Annotated in this window: 15 protein-coding genes; 8 read left to right on the forward strand and 7 right to left on the reverse strand. The window is 56.1% G+C overall.

The genetic code is table 11. The annotated features are described in order from the left end of the window. Positions 1 to 12 precede the first annotated feature (12 nt). Positions 13 to 954 carry a glycosyltransferase family 2 protein gene (locus ACR0EZ_RS04855; protein WP_480611499.1) on the forward strand — a complete coding sequence of 314 codons (942 nt, stop codon included), beginning with the start codon at positions 13 to 15 and terminating at the stop codon, positions 952 to 954. An 81-nt stretch (positions 955 to 1,035) separates the two neighbouring features. After that, positions 1,036 to 2,109 carry a GSCFA domain-containing protein gene (locus ACR0EZ_RS04860; RefSeq protein ID WP_480611500.1) on the forward strand — a complete coding sequence of 358 codons (1,074 nt, stop codon included), beginning with the start codon at positions 1,036 to 1,038 and terminating at the stop codon, positions 2,107 to 2,109. A 120-nt stretch (positions 2,110 to 2,229) separates the two neighbouring features. Here the strand turns inward: ACR0EZ_RS04860 and ACR0EZ_RS04865 are convergent, their stop codons facing one another. From ACR0EZ_RS04865 to glf, 5 genes are all read right to left on the reverse strand, one after another. After that, entirely contained in the window at positions 2,230 to 4,074 is a 1,845-nt protein-coding gene (locus tag ACR0EZ_RS04865) for a carbamoyltransferase family protein (RefSeq protein ID WP_480611501.1), read from the reverse strand. Between the two features lie 20 nt (positions 4,075 to 4,094). Beyond that, positions 4,095 to 4,391 (reverse strand): hypothetical protein, encoded by a 297-nt coding sequence (locus tag ACR0EZ_RS04870; RefSeq protein WP_480611502.1) that lies wholly within the window; start codon positions 4,389 to 4,391, stop codon positions 4,095 to 4,097. Then, positions 4,384 to 5,298 (reverse strand): GDSL-type esterase/lipase family protein, encoded by a 915-nt coding sequence (locus tag ACR0EZ_RS04875; protein WP_480611503.1) that lies wholly within the window; start codon positions 5,296 to 5,298, stop codon positions 4,384 to 4,386. Before ACR0EZ_RS04875 ends, ACR0EZ_RS04870 begins: the two co-directional genes overlap by 8 nt. A gap of 223 nt (positions 5,299 to 5,521) precedes the next feature. Continuing rightward, on the reverse strand, positions 5,522 to 9,013 hold the full coding sequence (locus tag ACR0EZ_RS04880) for a glycosyltransferase (RefSeq protein ID WP_480611805.1): 3,492 nt from the start codon (positions 9,011 to 9,013) through the stop codon (positions 5,522 to 5,524). Between the two features lie 156 nt (positions 9,014 to 9,169). Beyond that, on the reverse strand, positions 9,170 to 10,339 hold the full coding sequence (gene glf / locus ACR0EZ_RS04885; RefSeq protein ID WP_480611504.1) for a UDP-galactopyranose mutase: 1,170 nt from the start codon (positions 10,337 to 10,339) through the stop codon (positions 9,170 to 9,172). 277 nt (positions 10,340 to 10,616) lie between these two features. Here glf and ACR0EZ_RS04890 point away from each other — a divergent pair, with 277 nt between their 5' ends. From ACR0EZ_RS04890 to ACR0EZ_RS04905, 4 genes are all read left to right on the forward strand, one after another. Then, positions 10,617 to 11,627, forward strand: coding sequence for a motility associated factor glycosyltransferase family protein (locus ACR0EZ_RS04890; RefSeq protein WP_480611505.1), 1,011 nt, complete (start codon positions 10,617 to 10,619; stop codon positions 11,625 to 11,627). A 145-nt stretch (positions 11,628 to 11,772) separates the two neighbouring features. After that, complete coding sequence (locus ACR0EZ_RS04895; RefSeq protein ID WP_480611506.1) at positions 11,773 to 12,309, forward strand: RNA polymerase sigma factor; 537 nt, start codon at positions 11,773 to 11,775, stop codon at positions 12,307 to 12,309. Further along, a complete protein-coding gene (locus ACR0EZ_RS04900; protein WP_480611507.1) occupies positions 12,306 to 13,034 on the forward strand; it encodes a hypothetical protein in 729 nt (242 codons plus the stop codon). The genes ACR0EZ_RS04895 and ACR0EZ_RS04900 overlap by 4 nt, the downstream gene beginning before the upstream one ends. Before the next feature lie 47 nt (positions 13,035 to 13,081). Continuing rightward, positions 13,082 to 14,161 (forward strand): helix-turn-helix domain-containing protein, encoded by a 1,080-nt coding sequence (locus ACR0EZ_RS04905; RefSeq protein ID WP_480611508.1) that lies wholly within the window; start codon positions 13,082 to 13,084, stop codon positions 14,159 to 14,161. Here the strand turns inward: ACR0EZ_RS04905 and ACR0EZ_RS04910 are convergent. After that, positions 14,134 to 15,024, reverse strand: coding sequence for a LysR family transcriptional regulator (locus tag ACR0EZ_RS04910; RefSeq protein WP_480611509.1), 891 nt, complete (start codon positions 15,022 to 15,024; stop codon positions 14,134 to 14,136). The two genes, ACR0EZ_RS04905 and ACR0EZ_RS04910, sit on opposite strands and share 28 nt — an antisense overlap. A 106-nt stretch (positions 15,025 to 15,130) precedes the next feature. Here ACR0EZ_RS04910 and ACR0EZ_RS04915 point away from each other — a divergent pair, with 106 nt between their 5' ends. After that, positions 15,131 to 16,132 (forward strand): sterol desaturase family protein, encoded by a 1,002-nt coding sequence (locus ACR0EZ_RS04915; protein WP_480611510.1) that lies wholly within the window; start codon positions 15,131 to 15,133, stop codon positions 16,130 to 16,132. Between the two features lie 11 nt (positions 16,133 to 16,143). On the opposite strand, the gene ACR0EZ_RS04920 is transcribed toward ACR0EZ_RS04915, so the two are convergent. Next, positions 16,144 to 17,448, reverse strand: coding sequence for a UDP-glucose dehydrogenase family protein (locus tag ACR0EZ_RS04920; protein WP_480611511.1), 1,305 nt, complete (start codon positions 17,446 to 17,448; stop codon positions 16,144 to 16,146). 158 nt (positions 17,449 to 17,606) lie between these two features. Here ACR0EZ_RS04920 and gmd point away from each other — a divergent pair, with 158 nt between their 5' ends. Then, positions 17,607 to 18,731, forward strand: coding sequence for a GDP-mannose 4,6-dehydratase (gmd, locus tag ACR0EZ_RS04925; RefSeq protein ID WP_480611512.1), 1,125 nt, complete (start codon positions 17,607 to 17,609; stop codon positions 18,729 to 18,731). Positions 18,732 to 18,735 lie beyond the last annotated feature (4 nt).

Here is an 18,735-nt window from a genome sequence, read left to right on the forward strand (position 1 = left end):
TTGCTGCGTGACATGCCCAAGATTTCAATCGTCGTTCCCATTTACAATACCGAAGCCTATTTGCGGCAGTGCCTGGATTCGATTCTGGCGCAGACGCATGAAGACATCGAAGTCATTTGCGTGGACGACCGAACACCGGATGGATCAGTCGATATCGTAAGGGACTATATGGCTGGTGACGACCGGGTATGTCTTTTGTCCCACAGTGTAAATCAAGGGCTGGGGCCCGCCCGCAATACAGGTATCCAGGCTGCCACGGGTGAGGTTATCGGCTTTGTAGACAGCGACGATTGGGTCGATCCCGAAATGTTCGCCACCCTCTGGGCGGTGATGGATCGCGACAAGGCTGACATTGTCCAGTGTTCTGCGCGTCGCATCAAAAATGGCAACAACATAGGTTCTTATCCGAAATCTGCAGGTACGCGGGATAGCTTTGTCATGCATTCAATGTTTGGCGAGGGTCCTCGGCTGGTCGGCGCGGCCTGGAACAAGATCTACCGGACGCGGCTTTTCCATGACAATGGCATTGCCTATCCGCCGATCCTTTTCGAGGACGTGGCCACCACGCCACGGCTGGTGCATTTGTCCAAGCGCGTGTCGAGCGTAACCGAAAGTTATCTGAACTACCGGTTCCGCGATGACAGTATTGTCAACTCGGTAAACCAGGACACTTTGGTCAAAAGGATCGACGGCCTGCTCACGGCTGCTAAAATCCTTGGTGGGTTTTTTAACCAGCGGAATGCGTATTCTCTGGAGTTCATTCTCAACTTTCGGACATTCATGCTGCATCAGATCGGGAACAACCTGCGTACCGCACAAGCCCTGCCCAACGCGGACGACACGTCGGAGCGATGCCATAAGGTTCTGCGGGCGCATTTCTCGGACCAAGACCGGGACGCACTGTATTTTTTCCCAGACCAGACGGAACTTCTTGAGCGGTTTGGCGCACAGTGAAAAAACAGCTTCTACCCGTCGTTCCGCCCGTAGGATAAACTAATCGCCGAGCCTCTGGTTTTACTTGATAGGATAAACTCCGTGATCTCTTTCATCGAACGTCGTTACAAGCAATGGACCCGAGGGACCTCTGGTAAGCCCAAAGGTGATTTACCTCCGGGCTCATCCGGCATGCCTGGCGCTGCGACTTCGTTTGTCGAGCGTCACTACAAGCAATGGTCGCGCGGACTGGACGAAAAGTTCAAGACCGAGGGGCACGCGCCGCATGACGCCTGCACCCGGCTGGTTCAGGATGATTTCGTGGACATCGCCTTTCATCCTAAATTCAAGCTTGCCAAGGATGCCAGCTATTTTGCTATCGGTTCCTGTTTCGCGCGCAATATCGAAGCAGCTCTTCTGAAGGAAGGGTATCCGGTGTTGTCGCTTGATATTGAACTGCCACCCGAGGCCGAAGAGCGCATCTTTTACTTCCGAAGCGAAGTGATGACCAAGTTTAACCCGCACTCAATGGAAATCGAGATTGAGCGTGCATTCTCCGACACACCGCCCGAATACGGACTGATCGAACTGAACAAAGGTAAACTCTGGAACCCTCAACTTCATCAGGTGGGGGAGCTTTCGGCCGAAGGCCAGTTGGAAACGACCAAAGCGGTCCGCAAAACCGTTCGTAAAATTGCGGACGCCGATGTGATTTTCATAACGCTCGGTCTGACTGAAACTTGGTGGGACACCAAGACGAACACGCCTCTCAACGATGCGCCCGCGGACTGGCGTTTTGCCAAACGGACCGGCCGTTTTGAGTTTCGAAATACCGGGTTTGCCGAAAGCTATAAGAGTGTAAATCGATTGCTGGACCTGATCCGGGCCAATTCCAAGCGTGATCCGAAGATCATCCTGACGGTGTCGCCCGTGCCCCTTTTGCGCACGTTCACGGATCAGGACATTATTGTTGCAAACTCCTATTCGAAATCGACCCTGCGTTCCGTTGCGACCGAAATCGCAAGCGAACACGAGGATGTCGACTATTTCCCCAGTTTCGAAATGGTCACGTACTCGCCGCGACATCTGGCTTGGCGGCACGACCAGCGCCACGTGGAGAAACCGATGATCTGGAGTGTCACAAGACGCTTCAGAGAGGCCTATATCGAAAACTAAGCTCTGGGAAAGAAGGTAAATTTGCTGTTCGCAAGGCCATGTATTTGCGAACAGAATCTTCCCCATTGACTCCTGTGTCGAGACGCCCGGTTGAAAATCCGTTGCGTATTAGGGCGCAGCTCAGTCGTCTTCGAACTTCTGAAAATACCGAAAACACACAATCGGGTCCTGTTCTTTCTTGCTGACAAGAAACGGGCCTATGGCCAGATGATCCAGATCGGTATTCACAAAACACCTGAATGCATCCTCCGGTGTGCAGACGATTGGCTCGCCTCGGACATTGAAGCTGGTGTTAACCAAAATCGGGCAATCGGTGAGCCCCCGAAACTCTTCGATCAGGGCATGAAACTCTGGATTGGTTTTCTTACTAACGGTCTGAACCCGGGCCGAATAATCCACGTGAGTTACCGCAGGGATCTTACTGTGATCCGTTTCGGGCCGGATGTCCTGACCTTCGTCGGTGGTGGCTTTGTTGCCGCTGTCCTTGGTGCAATGTTCTTCCTTCACTTGCGTGACAAGCGACATGTACGGGCTTGCGCCATCGAATTGAAACCACTCGCCGGTGAACTCTTCCAATACCGCCGGTGCAAACGGTCTGAAGGATTCCCGCTTTTTCACCTGAAGGTTCAGTTTGCGTTGCATTACGCGCGAGCGTGGATCCGCGAGAATGGACCGGTTACCAAGCGCGCGCGGGCCGAATTCCATTCTTCCCTGAAACCACGCCACGGAACTTCCATTGGACAGTTCCGAAGCGATTGTTTCGCGCAGCTCTTTCATCGGCAATTCCGTAAAACTCGCGCCCATAGCTGTGAGCCGCGCACGAATATCGTCGGCATCGAAGGCCGGCCCCAGATATGCCCCTGACATGCCGTCAGATTGGGAAACAACCTCTCGTTCCTTCCCCTCAACCACATGATGCCCGTAAAGCGTGGCCCCAAGTGCCCCGCCCGCGTCGCCTGCTGCTGGTTGCACCCAAAGGTTTCCTGCACCGACTTCCTGAGACAACCGGCCATTTGCAACAGAATTCAGGGCGACCCCCCCTGCAAGACAGATCGAGCTGCAACCCAATTCCGAAAGTGCTGTGGCCGAGAGTTTTAGAACAATATCTTCGACCACGCGTTGAATGGAAGCTGCGACATCGGCATAGGTTTTTGTCAACAAAGAGTCGGCGTCCCGATGTGGAACGCCAAAAAGCCTTCCCAGCTTTTCCGCAACCAGATCATTTCTGGAGAAACCCTGAAAATACGCCTGATTGATCTCGAACGAACCATCGTCGTTGATGGAGATAAGCTCATCCCGGATTTGTTTTTCAAAAACCGGGTCACCGTAGGGTGCGAGCCCCATCATTTTATACTCACCCGAATTAATTTTGAATCCGGTGAAATGCGTGAAGGCTGAATAAAGCAGGCCCAGGGAATTCGGGTACTTCATTTCCTTGAGCATCGATATCTTGTTTGCTTCGCCCAAAGACAGGCTTGCGGTGGCATGTTCACCAACCCCATCCAGCGTGAGCACGGCAGCCCGATCAAAAGGCGACGGAAAAAACGCGCTTGCTGCATGAGCGGTGTGGTGCTCGACAAACATCAGGTTCGATTTGCAATCGAAATCCGGGACAGCGCTACAGATTCTTTCTTCTATGTCCCTGTGTTGGAACAAATGGCCGCCCAACCAGCGCGACATCGCCTCGTCAAACTCTTCTTTGCCGTCCGAAGGCAGGCCAAGCACGGTCTCGACAATTCGGTCGAATTTCAGAAGCGGGTTTTCGTAAAAGACGATCTTCTCAACGCTTTCGCCATGCGCTGCCGCCTGAGCGACGCAGTACTCTAACGCGTGGGACGGAAAGGAGGCATCGTGACGCTTGCGGGTAAAGCGTTCTTCCTGCGCAGCCGCCAGCACCGAACCATCGCTTCCGACACACGCCGCAGCAGCGTCATGGTAAAAGCAAGAAATACCAATTATCGCCATGATGTTCTTTCGTTCTCTATTCAGTAGAGGGGATATTTGTATTGCAAAAGCGCGCTGACGGGCGTGTGCAAACGATACTCATCTTCATCAGATGAAATCTTGATGCATTCTTCCAGGAACGCCGCCGCGCCCGTCCTGCCCATCGTGTGGAAAAGGGCCGCCGCTTCCTTGAAGTTCTCAGGCAGGTCCCGGGCGTGGAGGACAACGGATTCATCTGAATCCCGCACACTCCACCCAGTCTGGCTTGGCTTGGCATCTGCGTTGCCGGACCCCAAAGATCTGGACTTTTCCCATAGCCTGTCGAGCGCATCACTCATTCTTCAGCCCCTTGATGTCGAAACGTTTGCCCATTTCATGGACCATTGCCTGGGCGATAACCCGGTCGCCAGCCTCATTCTGGTGCCTGTAATCCCGGTACAACTTGACCTTACCGTCGAACAGTAGGCTCAGATCACAACAATGCGCATAGCTATCCGGCTGTGACTGCAACTGGTCGCGAACGGAATTGTAGAAGCCGATTGCTACATCCCGGTAGATACTTCCGTCATTCATGTACTTGCTGGCAAAAGGCTCCAGCATGCTCGTTCGTTCCTGTTCATCAAGGTTGTAGTCACCAAAGATCATTGTCGGCTGCAAACAACACAACAGCTGCGTACCCGCATCGGCACACAGCGCCTGCATCAATCGCATGTTGCGCAGCCAGACCTCGCTCTTGTCATCGCGATGGGGCAGTCCGCCAACCCAGTCGCCAAACGCCTCCGTCGACTCGCAAAGGTATTCTGCGACGCGCCGTTGATACGAGTGCAAGAGCGGATATTCCGGGCGCGTATGCCCCCAGGTGAAATCATTAATTCCGGACAGTGAGACAACCAGGTCAGGCTTGATGGACGGCAGGTCCCTGAGAACTTTGATGAGTTCCTGACTGGACGAATACCCCGCAACACCGCCGTTCAGAATGACGGCGTTAACCCCTTGATCAATCAGAATATCCCCAAGAAACGCCGGCCACCGTGCGCTCCCAAAGTCAGTTGTCGAGCCTCCGATTGTGAGAATGACAGTATCCTTGTCTTTCAATCCCTCTCCCTGCGGCCAAATATCATAGCCTGGGATCGCGTTATTCTTCTTCGAGTAACCCAGAAATGGGTCGTACACACTGTAATCGGGTTTTTCATATGGGAAAGCTTCACCTAGATTTTCGTAGGGCGTCGTCACTTTGGTGTTCATTCTTCGCACTCTCCTTTTCCGGTGGTGATAGAGGCAGCTTTCTGGTGCTTCAACCCAGCGCAAGGTGCGATTGCGGGATTATGCGCAATTTATCTGTCAATTGTCGTTGCGTCTGGGAAGTCCTGATGGCCGGTTTTCGGTTTGCTTGGGGCTCACGACCGACCCCTGCGATGTCCGGTATACAGACCTCTGTTTTGAATGGCGTCAAAAGCTTCCACGGTTCCTATTTGGGGCGGCCTCGCAAAGTGCGAGAGGCGCGCTTCAAGGAACGGGCCAATCCGCGCGCATATCGTTTCGAGGACCTAAAGATACGTTTATGCTTCTTAGACTTGTCTGCCTTTGGGCGCATCCAGCCGGTATTCCGTGAACCGCCATCCGACAGAGTATTGCGCGACCCGGAAACAGCTTTTGGAACCTCGCCACGCAAAGCGGAGCGTATAAATTCGACTTTTCCCTGCGACATGTAAGAGAACATCGACGCGAGGTCGTCACGTTCAAAGAACTCATCGTCTCCCGGAAGGAACAGGCCTGAGATATCGGCAAGATAGGCTTCTTTCAAATCCTCCGGCAATCGGGTCCAGGCAAAGTGCAGAAGGTGAATTTTATAAGGGACGTAGTATTTCTGGAACTCGTCGTACCGTCCGAATTTGGTGTAAATCTCATTCAACAGCCGAACAGCGTCCAGCATTCCGATCACACGCGGATTGACCGATTGGGTCATTGAGTTTTGGTTTATTCGAAACTTGTAGAACGGTTTATTCAGCACAAAAATGTTCTGGCTCGAAAGCAAGGTGCGCAAATTCTGCGGGTTATCGTCGAAATTGGCGCAATCGAGATCGAAATAGAGGTCCTTGTCGCGAAAGAAATCGGCCTTGAACACCTTTGCCCAAGGGAAGGGATACTGCGCGAACAGACGTTTATGCTGCACTTCCATCGCAAATAGCTGCTGCTGCGGCAAATAGTTCTGAAATTCGCGATGCCTGGGCCGGCCCGTCTTGGAAACGTTGTAAAGCTCGTCAAAAAAGAAATACAGCACATCAGCCTGCGTATCCTGCATCGCTGACAGCAGTTCTTCATACGCGGTGGGGACCAGCAGGTCATCGCAATCAAAGAAGTGTAGGTACGCGCCTTTGGCGTGCTTCACCCCAAGGTTGCGAGCCGAGCGTTGGTTGGGTTCTTCCTGATAAAGCGGTTTCACACGCGCGTCCCGGCGGGCAAAATAGTCCAGTATTTCCTGCGACCCGTCGGTGGAGCCATTGTTCACGCAGAGAAGTTCAAAGTCACCAAAACTCTGTGACAATATCGATCCGATACAATCGGCCAGATATTGCTCGCCGTTAAAGACTGGCATGATGATCGAAAGAGCGGGCGTTCCCTGGGCCAGTTGCGGAGCCTTGTTATGCGCGTTCAGGGCAATCTGTTCGGCTTCCAGATGCGCAGGCCCGGATGCGTTTAGCAGCGCCTCAATATCTTCCGCGACTTGCGACTGCGGGCGGCCGATTTCTGCACCCGAAACGGAATAAACATAATACTTCAAAAGCCGCGCGACATGCTCTTCGAATGATGTCTTTTGCGCCGATGTTAAGCCGGTCTGAAGCGCGTTCAGAACATCGTCTCTGAGAGCATCCCTGCCGCTCAGTTCATAAACCGCGCCGGACCCGTTCAACTGGTTGCGCCCAAGCATCAGGACAGGAGTGTCCCGCAACAGTGCTTCGTAATTTCCTTGTGAAACCTTGACCAGCGCGAGATCGGCAATCTGCAGGCAGTCATCAAGGTTAACGTCCTTCAGGACCGTCACATTGGGGTACTCGTCTTCAAGGTCCAGTCCGCGCGTGATCGAAATGGGATGGGGCTTGTAGATCAGGTGGATGTCCGGATCGTTCGCAAATGCCTCGGACAAGTTGCGGACCACATCGTCATTATCGCGGAAAAAGGGGGAATGATACGTACGGGCGTTGTCATCATACGGCACATGGCCGGAAAACGCACAATTACTGCCGATATAGGCGACAACTTTTTTCCCTGAGTTTTTAAGTCTCAAAAGCTGGTTCGAACCGGCTGGCGAAACATCGATCTTGACGTTCCGCGATGGCCGATCACGCCGGATTTTCTCGAGGTAGTTTTTGGCTGCCAACCTATCCGCATCCGCCAGGGGCAATGCGTTGAAGGCATCGACATTCCGGGCGACCCAGCTTTCCCCCATATGACCAAGACAGTCAAAGGCCAGCGTTTCAGGAAGAACGCCAAGCTCCATGGTTAGAAACGGGATGCCGCGTTGCTTGCAGATTTGCCTGAGGATTCGAGAGCACAGCAGATACGCGCCCCAGCCAACAACCACATCCGGTCTGTAATAAGCTATTGCTTTGCTTAGGTAAATATATGCCGCGTTTGCCACCGCGCGGGCATTTCTTTGCGAACACCCATATTCCTTGACCAACGCGGCGATCGCGCTGGCAATTGCGTCTTCTGGGATATCGCTTCGTTTGTATCCAAACTGACGGCCAAAACGATTGTCAAAAACGGTGCGTGTCACATGAGCCAGCAGATCGGGCAAATCCTCGGAGATCAGCCCGTCATTGTCATTGGCATGTACGTTTCCGTCGATCACCGCCAAGTCAAAGGCATTGTTGTTGAGGAAATCCGTCAATGTGCCGCGCAGTGGACGATGGCTGCCAGTGTCGAGCCAGGAAAAGAACAGCATTCGCTTCTTTTGGCTGTCGGCCGTCAGCTTCATCCATTCTGCGCGTGCAGCGGCTTTGGTCTTTATGTTGTGCTCGGTGAACAACGGCGACGGGGCGTCAAACGGGTCGTAATCGGTTAACCGGCGGATTTCATCAAACCGTTCCGTTTGCTCTTCCATAAAGAAATATGCGTTTTCGTTGACCAGATAGGACGGCGCGATTGACGGATAGGCCCCCCACGCGCCGCCCGCGAAGTGTACAACATACGGTTTTTCTTTGGTTTTCTTGTGAAAGAACTCTTGCGGGCTGCGCTCGTCCAGCAGATTTTCCCCGCCGTTGCACAGATGCAGAATATCCCCTTCCTCAAACAAGCGGAACAGCTTGGGATCCTGGGCCCGGATCAACCGCACAAGATCCTGATCGTGCCAGAGGCAGTCCCGGAACAGTTCGATGTGACAACTCGAGAAAAGCGCTTCGACCCGCCGGAAAATCGAACGCATTGTTCGGGGGGAAGAGATTACGAACCCGATGTTTATTTCATGCTGGCCAAAATCCAACCCGTCGCTTGCATGAAGCCGGGAATAGTGGGCGTTTTTCATCCACAGGTTGGTGCCCGGTAAGTTGCTGTTTTCTTCCTGCCAATACCACAAAACGTCAGGATCAGACTGCACGGAACGTTGAAACAGGTCGTTTACGTCACGCTGAAAGTACAGATCGTTGTCACACAGCGCCACAGCGTCATAGTTTCCGCCGAACTTTTCCACCCAGTCATTGATGATCAGCTTGCTCATTCTCTTGTTGCGGTACAAAAGAAATGCATCGTCTTCTTCCAGTTTTCCACGCAGGAATTCAGGCTGCGAGCGCGCTATGTCACGGCGGTATTTCCAGTTCTGGAAGCTGGCAAGTGGATTGATCAGATAACGGATACCGCGGCTTTCAAGGTATTCCTGGCACCCTGCGCTCAGATGGGTGGAGATGACCCACAAGTCCCCTTTGAAATTACCTTTTTCCGGGTCGAACAGGGAATCAATCATCAAATTGGCTTGCGCCACGTGCATGGTATTGGCTGTAAAAACGATTGCGTTTTTAGTCATCTCGAAAAACCTCGGGACTGAAAGTTCTTGGCATTGAATGTGCTTTCCGACCGGGCCGCCGACGCAAGATGCCAGGGCGCCAAAGCACTCTGATTTCTAGACAGGCTTGACAAAAAACGCAGGCGCGTCTTCGCCATTTGCCACTTTAGCTTCGAACCCACGGGCGGTATCCAGGGCCTCTCGGATTGTCACGTCCATGTCGAGATAGCGATACGTTCCAAGCCGACCCACAAACGTCACGCCGCGTGTGGCATTGGCAAGATCAACATACGCGCTCAGCAGTTCTTTTTCTTTGACCTGACGAATTGGGTAATAGGGAATATCTCCGGCCTCTGCCGAGCGCGAGAACTCACGGTAACAGACAGAGCTTTCGTGTTCTTCCCAGGGTGCGAAATGCTTGTGCTCGGTGATGCGGGTGTAAGGAACGGTTTCCTCACCATAGTTCATCACTGCGCATCCCTGATAATCCCCGTCATAATCAAACCGTTCGAAATCGAGCGTCCGATACCCCAGCCGCCCAAGTTCAAAATCAAAATACCCGTCGAGCGGGCCGGAATAGAACACGTGATCAAAACTTTCCCCCATCGCGCGAGTGAAGCTTGTGTTCAGGTGAACCGTGATTCCGGGATGGTCCAGTATCGCCTGGATCATCGCGCTATAGCCGTTTTTGGGCATGCCCTGGAATTTGTGGAAAAAGTAATTGTCGTCGTAATTGAAGCGCACCGGCAGACGTTTCAGGATGGAAGCAGGCAGCTCTGACGGGTGCATGCCCCATTGTTTGATCGTGTAACCCTTAAAAAAGGCTTCATACAGATCCTTGCCCACAAAACGCAGCGCCTGTTCTTCAAACGTCTGTGGATCGTCAATGCTGCTATCAGCCTGTTCTTCGGCAATAAATTCTTTGGCCTCGTCCGGCCGCATTGTCTTGCCAAAAAACTGGTTGATGGTGTGCAAGTTGATCGGAAGCGAAAAAACGCTCCGCTTGCCATTTGGATCGCAAGAGGTTGTCTTAACCCGGTTTTTGAAAGGCAGGAATTCTTCAAACTGGTTAACGTAGCCCCACACTTCGTCATCATCCGTGTGGAAAATGTGTGGGCCGTACACATGAAGCATTATGCCGGTGTCAGGATCGCGGTCGGTATGACAATTTCCGCCGATGTGATCGCGGCTGTCGACTATGGTGATATCATGCCCGGCTTCGGCCAAATGGCGCCCGATTACGGCACCTGAAAGCCCGGCTCCCACCATCAGATATTTTTTTGTCATGCCCTGCCCAACCATATGGTCTGATGAGCGAATGCCCTACTGGAATGTCTGTCCCTGCGCAACCACACCTGTGCCATCTGCGCGGTGTCGCAAGGCTGAAAGGGCAACGCAACCAAACGACATGGATCAGAGGCGGAAAACCGCGCAAAAAACCATCAGATTCGCCAAGCGCCGGTTTATACGGCGCAACCGTTTGGGCGCCGCCAAGGACGATCCATACCCCAAGGCTTGTCTTGCGGCAGCGCCCCGACGGCGTTTGTCACAGGGCCTGCGACTTGTGCCCAACGCCGCGCGTATTTCCAGCCCGATACCATGGTCGCGCTGCCGCGTGGACTTCCCGGTCTTGGTTGCTATAAAGCATTTCGATCAGCGGATTTCTGCGCTTTGCTCCCATAGTCGCGTTGTCACAAGATCCGCAGGCCGCGCAAGAATTATCCAGTTTGGAGGTCGCTTATTTACCATGATTCCATTTTGGAAAATTAAAAGAGAGTTGCGGCGTGCGTTTGTGCCCGGGTATCGCGCCAGAATTTACTCTCATGTCAGCAAGCGGGACAAAGATTACCTGAAGGGAATAACCGGCAAGTATGCAGGGCAAAGGTGTTTTGTCATTGGCAACGGCCCAAGCCTTACTGCGGCGGACCTTGAAAAGATAAAGGATGAGATATCATTCGCTTCCAATAAGATCTCTCTGATTTACGATCAAACATCCTGGCGCCCCAGTTTCTATTGTGTTGAGGACAAACTGGTTTTCACCCAATGCCTTGATGAAATACAAAAACTGTCGGGATGCGAGAAACTTTTTCCCGCCAATATGTTCTCTGACATCAAAAGATTTGATGGCGCGATTTGTTTTCCCACGATCCCACCAAAATACTGGGATAACCCGTTGGACGATCCCGAATTCCCGAAATTCAATCCAGACCTGACCGGCGGAGTTGGCTGGGGATCGACGATTGTTTACACCGAGATACAACTGGCGATTGCAATGGGCTTCACAGAAGTCTGCCTGCTGGGATTGGACCACCAATACACCGACGGTAAAGTCTCGGAAGGTGAAAAGGGTGTCATGATCAGCGACGGAGAGCAGAACCATTTTCACCCGTTATATCGCCCTCCGGGTGAAAAATGGCACTCGCCAAATTTGCATGTTCTTGAGGTATCCTATGCAAAGGCCCGCTCGGAAGCAGAGAAACTGGGTGTACGCATTGTCAACTGCTCCAGACGCACGAGCCTGAGTGTCTTTGAGCGGCAGGATCTGGAAAGTGTTCTGGCCCGCAGCCCGAATTAGGTTGCTTGGGGCAAGCTTGCGGTGATGGTGCCCAAATGGTGACGGAAAGCCCTAGTATAAGTTTCTTTTCTTTCCCCAACCCAGTATGTCAATCCTGATCGCACGGGCGGCGCCCGTGATGCACAAATAGGTCGCGCATTAGTCCATGAGCAGCAAGATCAGTTCCGAACAAGCCGTCCGGCGCGCGGTGCAGACGCATTCGAGGCGCGTCTGGCGGTTTGCTCTTGCACTGTCGGGTGCGTCGGATGTGGCAGATGATTTGGTGCAGGCCACATGCCTGAGGGCGTTGGAACGGCATCATCAGGTGACATCCTTTGACCGGCTGGACAGTTGGCTGATGACGATCTGCCGCTCGATCTGGCTGAACGAGGTGCGCGCGCGGTCGGTTCGGCGGGCGCAGGCGCTGTCGGTGACGCCCGAGGCCGATCTGGTCGCCCCCGGGGTCGATGCCGAGACGAATATTTTCGCGTCTGAAGTGTTTACACAGGTGATGCACCTGCCAGAGGCGCAGCGCGAAACGGTTATGCTCGTCTTCGTCGAAGGGTACAGCTACCGCGAAGCCGCCGCGCTGCTGGAGGTTCCCATCGGCACGATCATGAGCCGGCTGTCGAATGCCCGGCGGGCGCTGAAAACCGTGATGCAGCACGATGCGGCCGGGGCCGCGCAACGGAGTGGCAAATGAAGGTCTCTGACGACACACTTCTGGCCTATCTGGAAGGCACATTGGATGAGGACCAGTGCCATGCCATCGAGGCTGCGGTAGAGGATGATGCCGAGCTTGAGCAGCGTTTGATGGCGCTTGATCCGTTTGCCCCCGTGGTTCTTGGGGTATTCGAAAAGCTGCCGTCGGATACCCCGGTCATCGACCTGCCAGAACCCGCGCGCACCGGCGGTGTTCTTCGATTGGTTGCCGTTGCAGCCTGCGCCGCGATTGCCGCTGTGGCGCTGACCTTCTGGGCGACCCGCCCGGTCCCGATGGGGTGGGCCGAACAGGCCGCGATCTACCAGTCCCTCTATGCGCCCGAAACCATTGCGGCGCTGGATAGCACGCCTGCCTTGCTGGACACGCAGTTCGCGCAGGCGGAACAGCGTCTGGGCCGCCCCCTGAACCGCGAGACGCTGGAGGGATTGCCGGGGCTGAACCTGAAACGGGCGCAGGTTCTGTCGTTCAAAGGCAAGCCGTTGGTCCAGATCGTTTTCGCCGACGACCAGGGCCAGCCCTTCGCCTTCTGTGTCATCCGTCAGGGTCCGGCGGCCCCGAACAAGGACGTCAAACACGCGGTTCTCAGCGGGTTGGCGACCGCGACCTGGGCGCAGGACGGCTATGGGTACATGCTGTTGGGGGGCGACGCGCAGACAGATTTGGGTGGTGAACTGGACGTTCTGATGCAATCCTTCTCGGGCTGACAGAAAACCCCTTGTGAAGCGGCGAAAATGCCCAAAGAATACCGGGTATGAAGTCGAAACGTGTCATGCCCGAACCGGATGACGAGGCCGAGGATCTGGGGCCTCGGAGCATTTATGACGCGGACCCTTCGGAAGAAGAGGACCTCTGGTTTCTCCCCCCCGAAGATGAAGGGCCGCAGGACGCGTTTCTACCGCCGGGGCCGCGCGCCGACACCCGAACGCTGTTTGACCCGCGTGACTGGCGCGCCGCGCAAGACGGGCTGTCGGCTGAACTGGCCGATGTTGCCCTGACTTTCGGTGCGCTGGACGAACGATTGCGGGCGGGGCCCGAAGGGTGGACGCATCGTCTGGCCCTGATGGATGTGTCCGATCTGGGCTGGTGGACGGGCGACCGGATCAGCGTGGATCGCCTTGCGCTGTGGACCGGGTTGCGGATCGGCGCGACCGGAGACGATGTACAGGCCCTGTTCCGCGCCGGATGGGCGGTGCGACGTCTGACCGGCGGGGCCGCGCCCTCGGTCGGTGGGTGGGAGGGTGGATTGACCGCTTTTCTGGACCGGATGGCGCAGGGCATCGAAGAGGTGCCCGAAACGGTCGCGGATCTGGCCGAGGTCATGCGCAACGCAGAAGGTCTGCACCCGGTGACACAGGCCGCAATCGCCTTTCACGCCTGGCGTGCGCTGTCGCAGGGCATCGGGCAGGATACCGAGGCCGCCATCGTCGCCGCCCGGCACGCGGCATCGATGGGTCGGGGCGGGGCGCTGTTCATGCCTCTGGCCTTGTCGGGGCCGGGTGCGCTGCGCGGGGTGGGCGAGCCACATGAAAAGCTGTCAGCCTGGTTGCAGGGGGTAGGGCAGGCGGTGCTGGCGGCTCTGCTGCATCTCGACAGGGTGAGCGCCTGGGAGGTCCGCGCGCGCGAGGCGGTCGAAGACCTGAGCGGCCGGACGCCGCCGCGCCTGATCGATGTTCTGACCGCATGGCCCATGGTATCGGCCCCTTTGGCCGAGGAACTGACCGGAGCGTCCCGTGCAGCGGTGCAGCGCAATATCGACCGGTTCACCCGGCGCAACCTGATCCGCGAGGTCACAGGGCAGGGGCGCTATCGGGTCTGGACGGCGGCGCTGTAATCCAGCAACCAATCCCGAAACACCCGCGCCGAGGGGCGCAGAGAGGCGCGCGAGGGATAGATCAGGTGATAGGCTTCCTGCCCGGATACCTCGACCCCCGGCAGGCAGGGCACAAGCCCCGACAGTTCCATGATCCGGTCCGATGCCGGGGCGCGCGCCAGGGCAATTCCGCCGCCGCAGGCTGAGAGTTCCGCGGCCATCAGGGAATTGTCGGCAAAGAAATACCGCGCCTGTCCTGCTGGCAGTCGCAATGTTTCAAACAGGTGTAGCCAGCTTGCGCGGTGGGTTGAAACCTCGATCAGGGTGAATTGAAACAGGTCTTGTGGCGAGTTGATCGCAGCCGCAATGTGGGGCGGGGCCACGGGATACAGACGCTCGCGCAGCAGCTCGTCGCCTTCGGTGCTGAACAGGGCGGGGTTGCCGAACACGATCTGCAGATCGGTGAACCGGTTGGCGAAGTCCGCGATCAGGTTGCCGGTGGACAGCGACAGGTTGATCTGGGGCTGCGCGCGCTGAAACTCGGGTAATCCGCTAGCCAGAATGCCATGGGCGAACAGCAGAACGGACTGCACATAAAGCCTCTGTTCGCGTGTTTCGCCAAACAGTCCGGTCGTCGCCGTTTCCAGCATCAGAAGCGATTGCTGGACCGAGGGCAGATAGGCTCGGCCTGCCTCGGTCAGGGTTACCGCATGGGCGTGTCGATGAAACAGAGGTGTTCCAAGCCGGGTTTCCAAAGCCTTGACCTGCTGGCTGACAGCGGCGGCGGACATGTTCAACTGGCTCGCCGCGCGCGAGAAGCTTTCGGTGCGGGCGGCGGCCTCGAACACGCGGAGCCAGTTGAGCGAGGGGATGCGGGTTGTCATGCGATCAGGCTAAGCAAAACTTATCCTCACGGGCAAGACTATACGTTCTGAGCTTTCGCGCGGGCGGCCTATGGTTGCAGTCAGCGATCAGAACGGATGCCACGCCATGCCCCAACCTGCCCTGCCACCGCGCCCCAAGCGGAAAATCTGGAACTACACACCGCAACTGCCGATCCAGACCTCGCCCTATTGGGACTGGCCGATGAAACCTCTGGCGACGCTCAGATACCTGCTGCAAAGCTGGAATCCGCTGGCACTGCGGGCGTTTCTGTTCGTCTTTGCCATCATCACGTGGACTTTTCTGACGCCGTCACTGGCGCGGATCGAAACCTTCAGTTGGGACTGGGTCGCAGAGATTTGGTTCCGCAATTTCTGCATCCTGATGGTGGTGGCTGGCGGCTTGCATCTTGCCTTGTGGAAGTTCCGCACCCAGCAGGACGAATACCGCTATGACATGCGCCCGATGATGAAAGGGGCCAAGGTCTTTACCTTCAAAAATCAGGTCTGGGACAACATGTTCTGGACGCTCGGGCCTGCCCTGACATTCTGGACATTCTGGGAGTGCCTGATCCTTTATTCCTATGCCAATGGCTGGGCGACGATGATCACCTTCGACAGCAACCCGGTTTGGTTTGTCGTGATGGTGATCTTTGTTCCGATCTGGGCGGGCTTCCATTTCTACTGGCTGCATCGGTTGCTGCATGTGGGGCCGCTTTATACCAAGGTGCACGCTTGGCATCACCGCAACATCAACACCGGCCCCTGGTCCGGGCTGGCGATGCATCCGGTCGAAAGCTTTTTCCTGATGTTCGACACGATGATCTTCTTCCTGCTGCCCGCCCACCCGATCCATGCGATCTTTCTGCTGTTCCATCACGGGATCGGCGCGCCGACCTCGCACGCGGGGTTCGAGCATGTGAAGCTGGGCAACAAGGCGAAGTTTCAGCTGGGCGATTTCTTTCACCAACTGCACCACCGGTTCTTCGACTGCAACTACGGCACGTGGGAGACGCCATGGGACGAATGGTTCAACACGTTCCACGACGGGACCGAAGACGGCAATGAGCTGGTCAAGGAACGGCGGCGCAAGATCTGGCTGGCCGAATAGGCCGGGCGGATTCAGCGCCCGACGCCTACATAGGTCGCGAACCCGGAACTCAGCGCTTTGCTTTTCGAGTAGATGTTACGCAAATCGACCATGCGGGGGGTTCTCATCGCGCCAGACAGATCGGTCAGCTTCAAGGCCCGAAACTCGTTCCATTCGGTCAGCAGGACCACGACATCCGCGTCCTCAGCAGCGGTATAGGGGTCATCCATCCACTCCACACCGGGCAGCAAGGCCTCGCCTTCGGACCGGCCCTGAGGATCAACCACGCGCACCTTTGCGCCGCCACCGATCAGGGCGGGCACGATGGTCAGCGAGGGCGCATCACGCATGTCGTCCGTGTTGGGTTTGAAGGTCACGCCCAGCACAGCCACGGTCTTGCCGTTGAAACTGTCGTCGCAAACCGCGCGGATTTTATCGACCATCCGCTTCTTGACCTCGTCATTGACCCGCATGACCGTCTCGGTGATCTGCATCGGATGGGCAAATTCCTGACCGATCCGGGCCAGAGCGGTTGTGTCCTTGGGAAAGCACGAGCCGCCATAGCCCGGCCCTGCATGCAGGAACTTGTTGCCGATGCGGCCATCCAGCCCGATCCCGCGCGAGACCTCTTTGACATCCGCGCCAACACGCTCGCACAGGCCCGCGATTTCGTTGATGAAGGTGATCTTGGTCGCCAGAAACGCGTTGGCGGCGTATTTGATCATCTCGGCGCTTTCCAGATCGGTGGTCAGGATCGGGAAGTCGCGCAAGTAAAGCGGGCGGTAGATTTCCGCCATCACCTCGGCCGCGCGGTCGTTTTCGATGCCGACGACCACCCGGTCAGGGCGCATGAAATCGTCGATCGCCGCGCCTTCGCGCAGAAACTCGGGGTTCGAGGCGACGTCGAAATCCGCATCCGGATTGGTCGCGGCAACAACCTGATGCACCTTGCGGTTCGTGCCAACCGGTACCGTGGATTTCGTCACGATCACGGTGTAGCCGGTCACGGCATTTGCGATCTCTTCGGCGGCGGCCATCACATAGGTCAGGTCCGCATGGCCATCGCCACGCCGCGTCGGCGTGCCCACGGCAATGAACACCGCATCCGCGCCGTCCACGGCCGCAGCCAGATCGGTGGTAAAGCTCAGACGCCCGGCTGCAACGTTCTTGGCCATCAGCACATCCAGCCCCGGCTCATAGATCGGAACTTTGCCAGCCTGCAGCATCTGAATTTTCTGGTCGGCCTTATCGACGCAAATCACCTCATGACCGAAATCCGAAAAACACACGCCCGACACCAAGCCGACATAGCCCGTGCCGATCATCGCAATACGCATTCAACAAAGTCCTTCTTACCTAATACCGCCGACGGCGCGCCTACATTCAAAGAAACCGCCGTCAGTTTCAATGCCCGATAGCGGCCTTGGCTTGCATTCCAACGGTTCTTGCTGTTTTTGAGACACCACATCGGCGCACGAGTTTTGTGAGGCAAACCATGACCAAGACGGCATTGATTACCGGTATCACCGGGCAGGACGGATCGTACCTGGCCGAGTTCCTTCTGGAAAAAGGCTATGAAGTTCATGGGATCAAGCGGCGGGCGTCCTCGTTCAACACGCAGCGCATCGATCATATCTATCAGGACCCGCACGAGCCGAACCCCAAGCTGCGGCTGCATTATGGCGACCTGAGCGACACCTCGAACCTGACCCGCATCATTCGCGAGGTTCAGCCGGATGAAGTGTACAACCTGGGTGCACAATCCCACGTCGCGGTCAGCTTTGAAGCGCCAGAGTATACAGCGGATGTCGACGCCATCGGCACCCTGCGCCTGCTCGAGGCGATCCGCTTTCTGGGGTTCGAGGGCAAAACGCGGTTCTATCAGGCCTCGACATCCGAGCTTTACGGTCTGGTGCAGGAAACCCCGCAGCGCGAGACGACGCCGTTTTATCCACGCTCGCCCTACGCGGTTGCCAAGCTGTATTCCTATTGGATCACGGTGAACTATCGCGAGGCTTATGGCATGTATGCCTGCAACGGCATCCTGTTCAACCACGAAAGCCCGCGCCGGGGTGAGACCTTTGTGACCCGCAAAATCACACGCGGACTGGCCAATATCGCGCAGGGGCTCGAAGACTGTCTGTATATGGGCAATATCGACAGTCTGCGCGATTGGGGCCACGCCAAGGATTATGTGCGGATGCAGTGGCTTATGCTCCAGCAGGACGCGCCGGAAGATTTTGTAATTGCCACCGGCAAGCAATACTCGGTGCGTCAGTTCATCGAATGGTCGGCGGCCGAGCTTGGTATCTCGCTGGAGTTCACCGGCAGTGGTGTGGATGAGGTCGCAACGGTCGCCGCCATCGACGGCGACAACGCGCCCGCGCTGAAGCCGGGGGATGTGATCATGCGCATCGACCCGCAATATTTCCGACCGGCCGAGGTGGAAACGCTGCTGGGTGATCCGACCAATGCCAAAACCAAACTGGGCTGGGAACCGGAACTGACGGTGCAGGAAATGTGCGCCGAAATGGTGTCCGAAGACCTCAAGACAGCAAAACGCCATGCGCTGTTGAAAGAGTATGGGTTCGCATTGCCGGTCAGTCTGGAAAACGGCTGAGGAG

The organism is Ruegeria sp. AK4 (genome assembly GCF_056541025.1).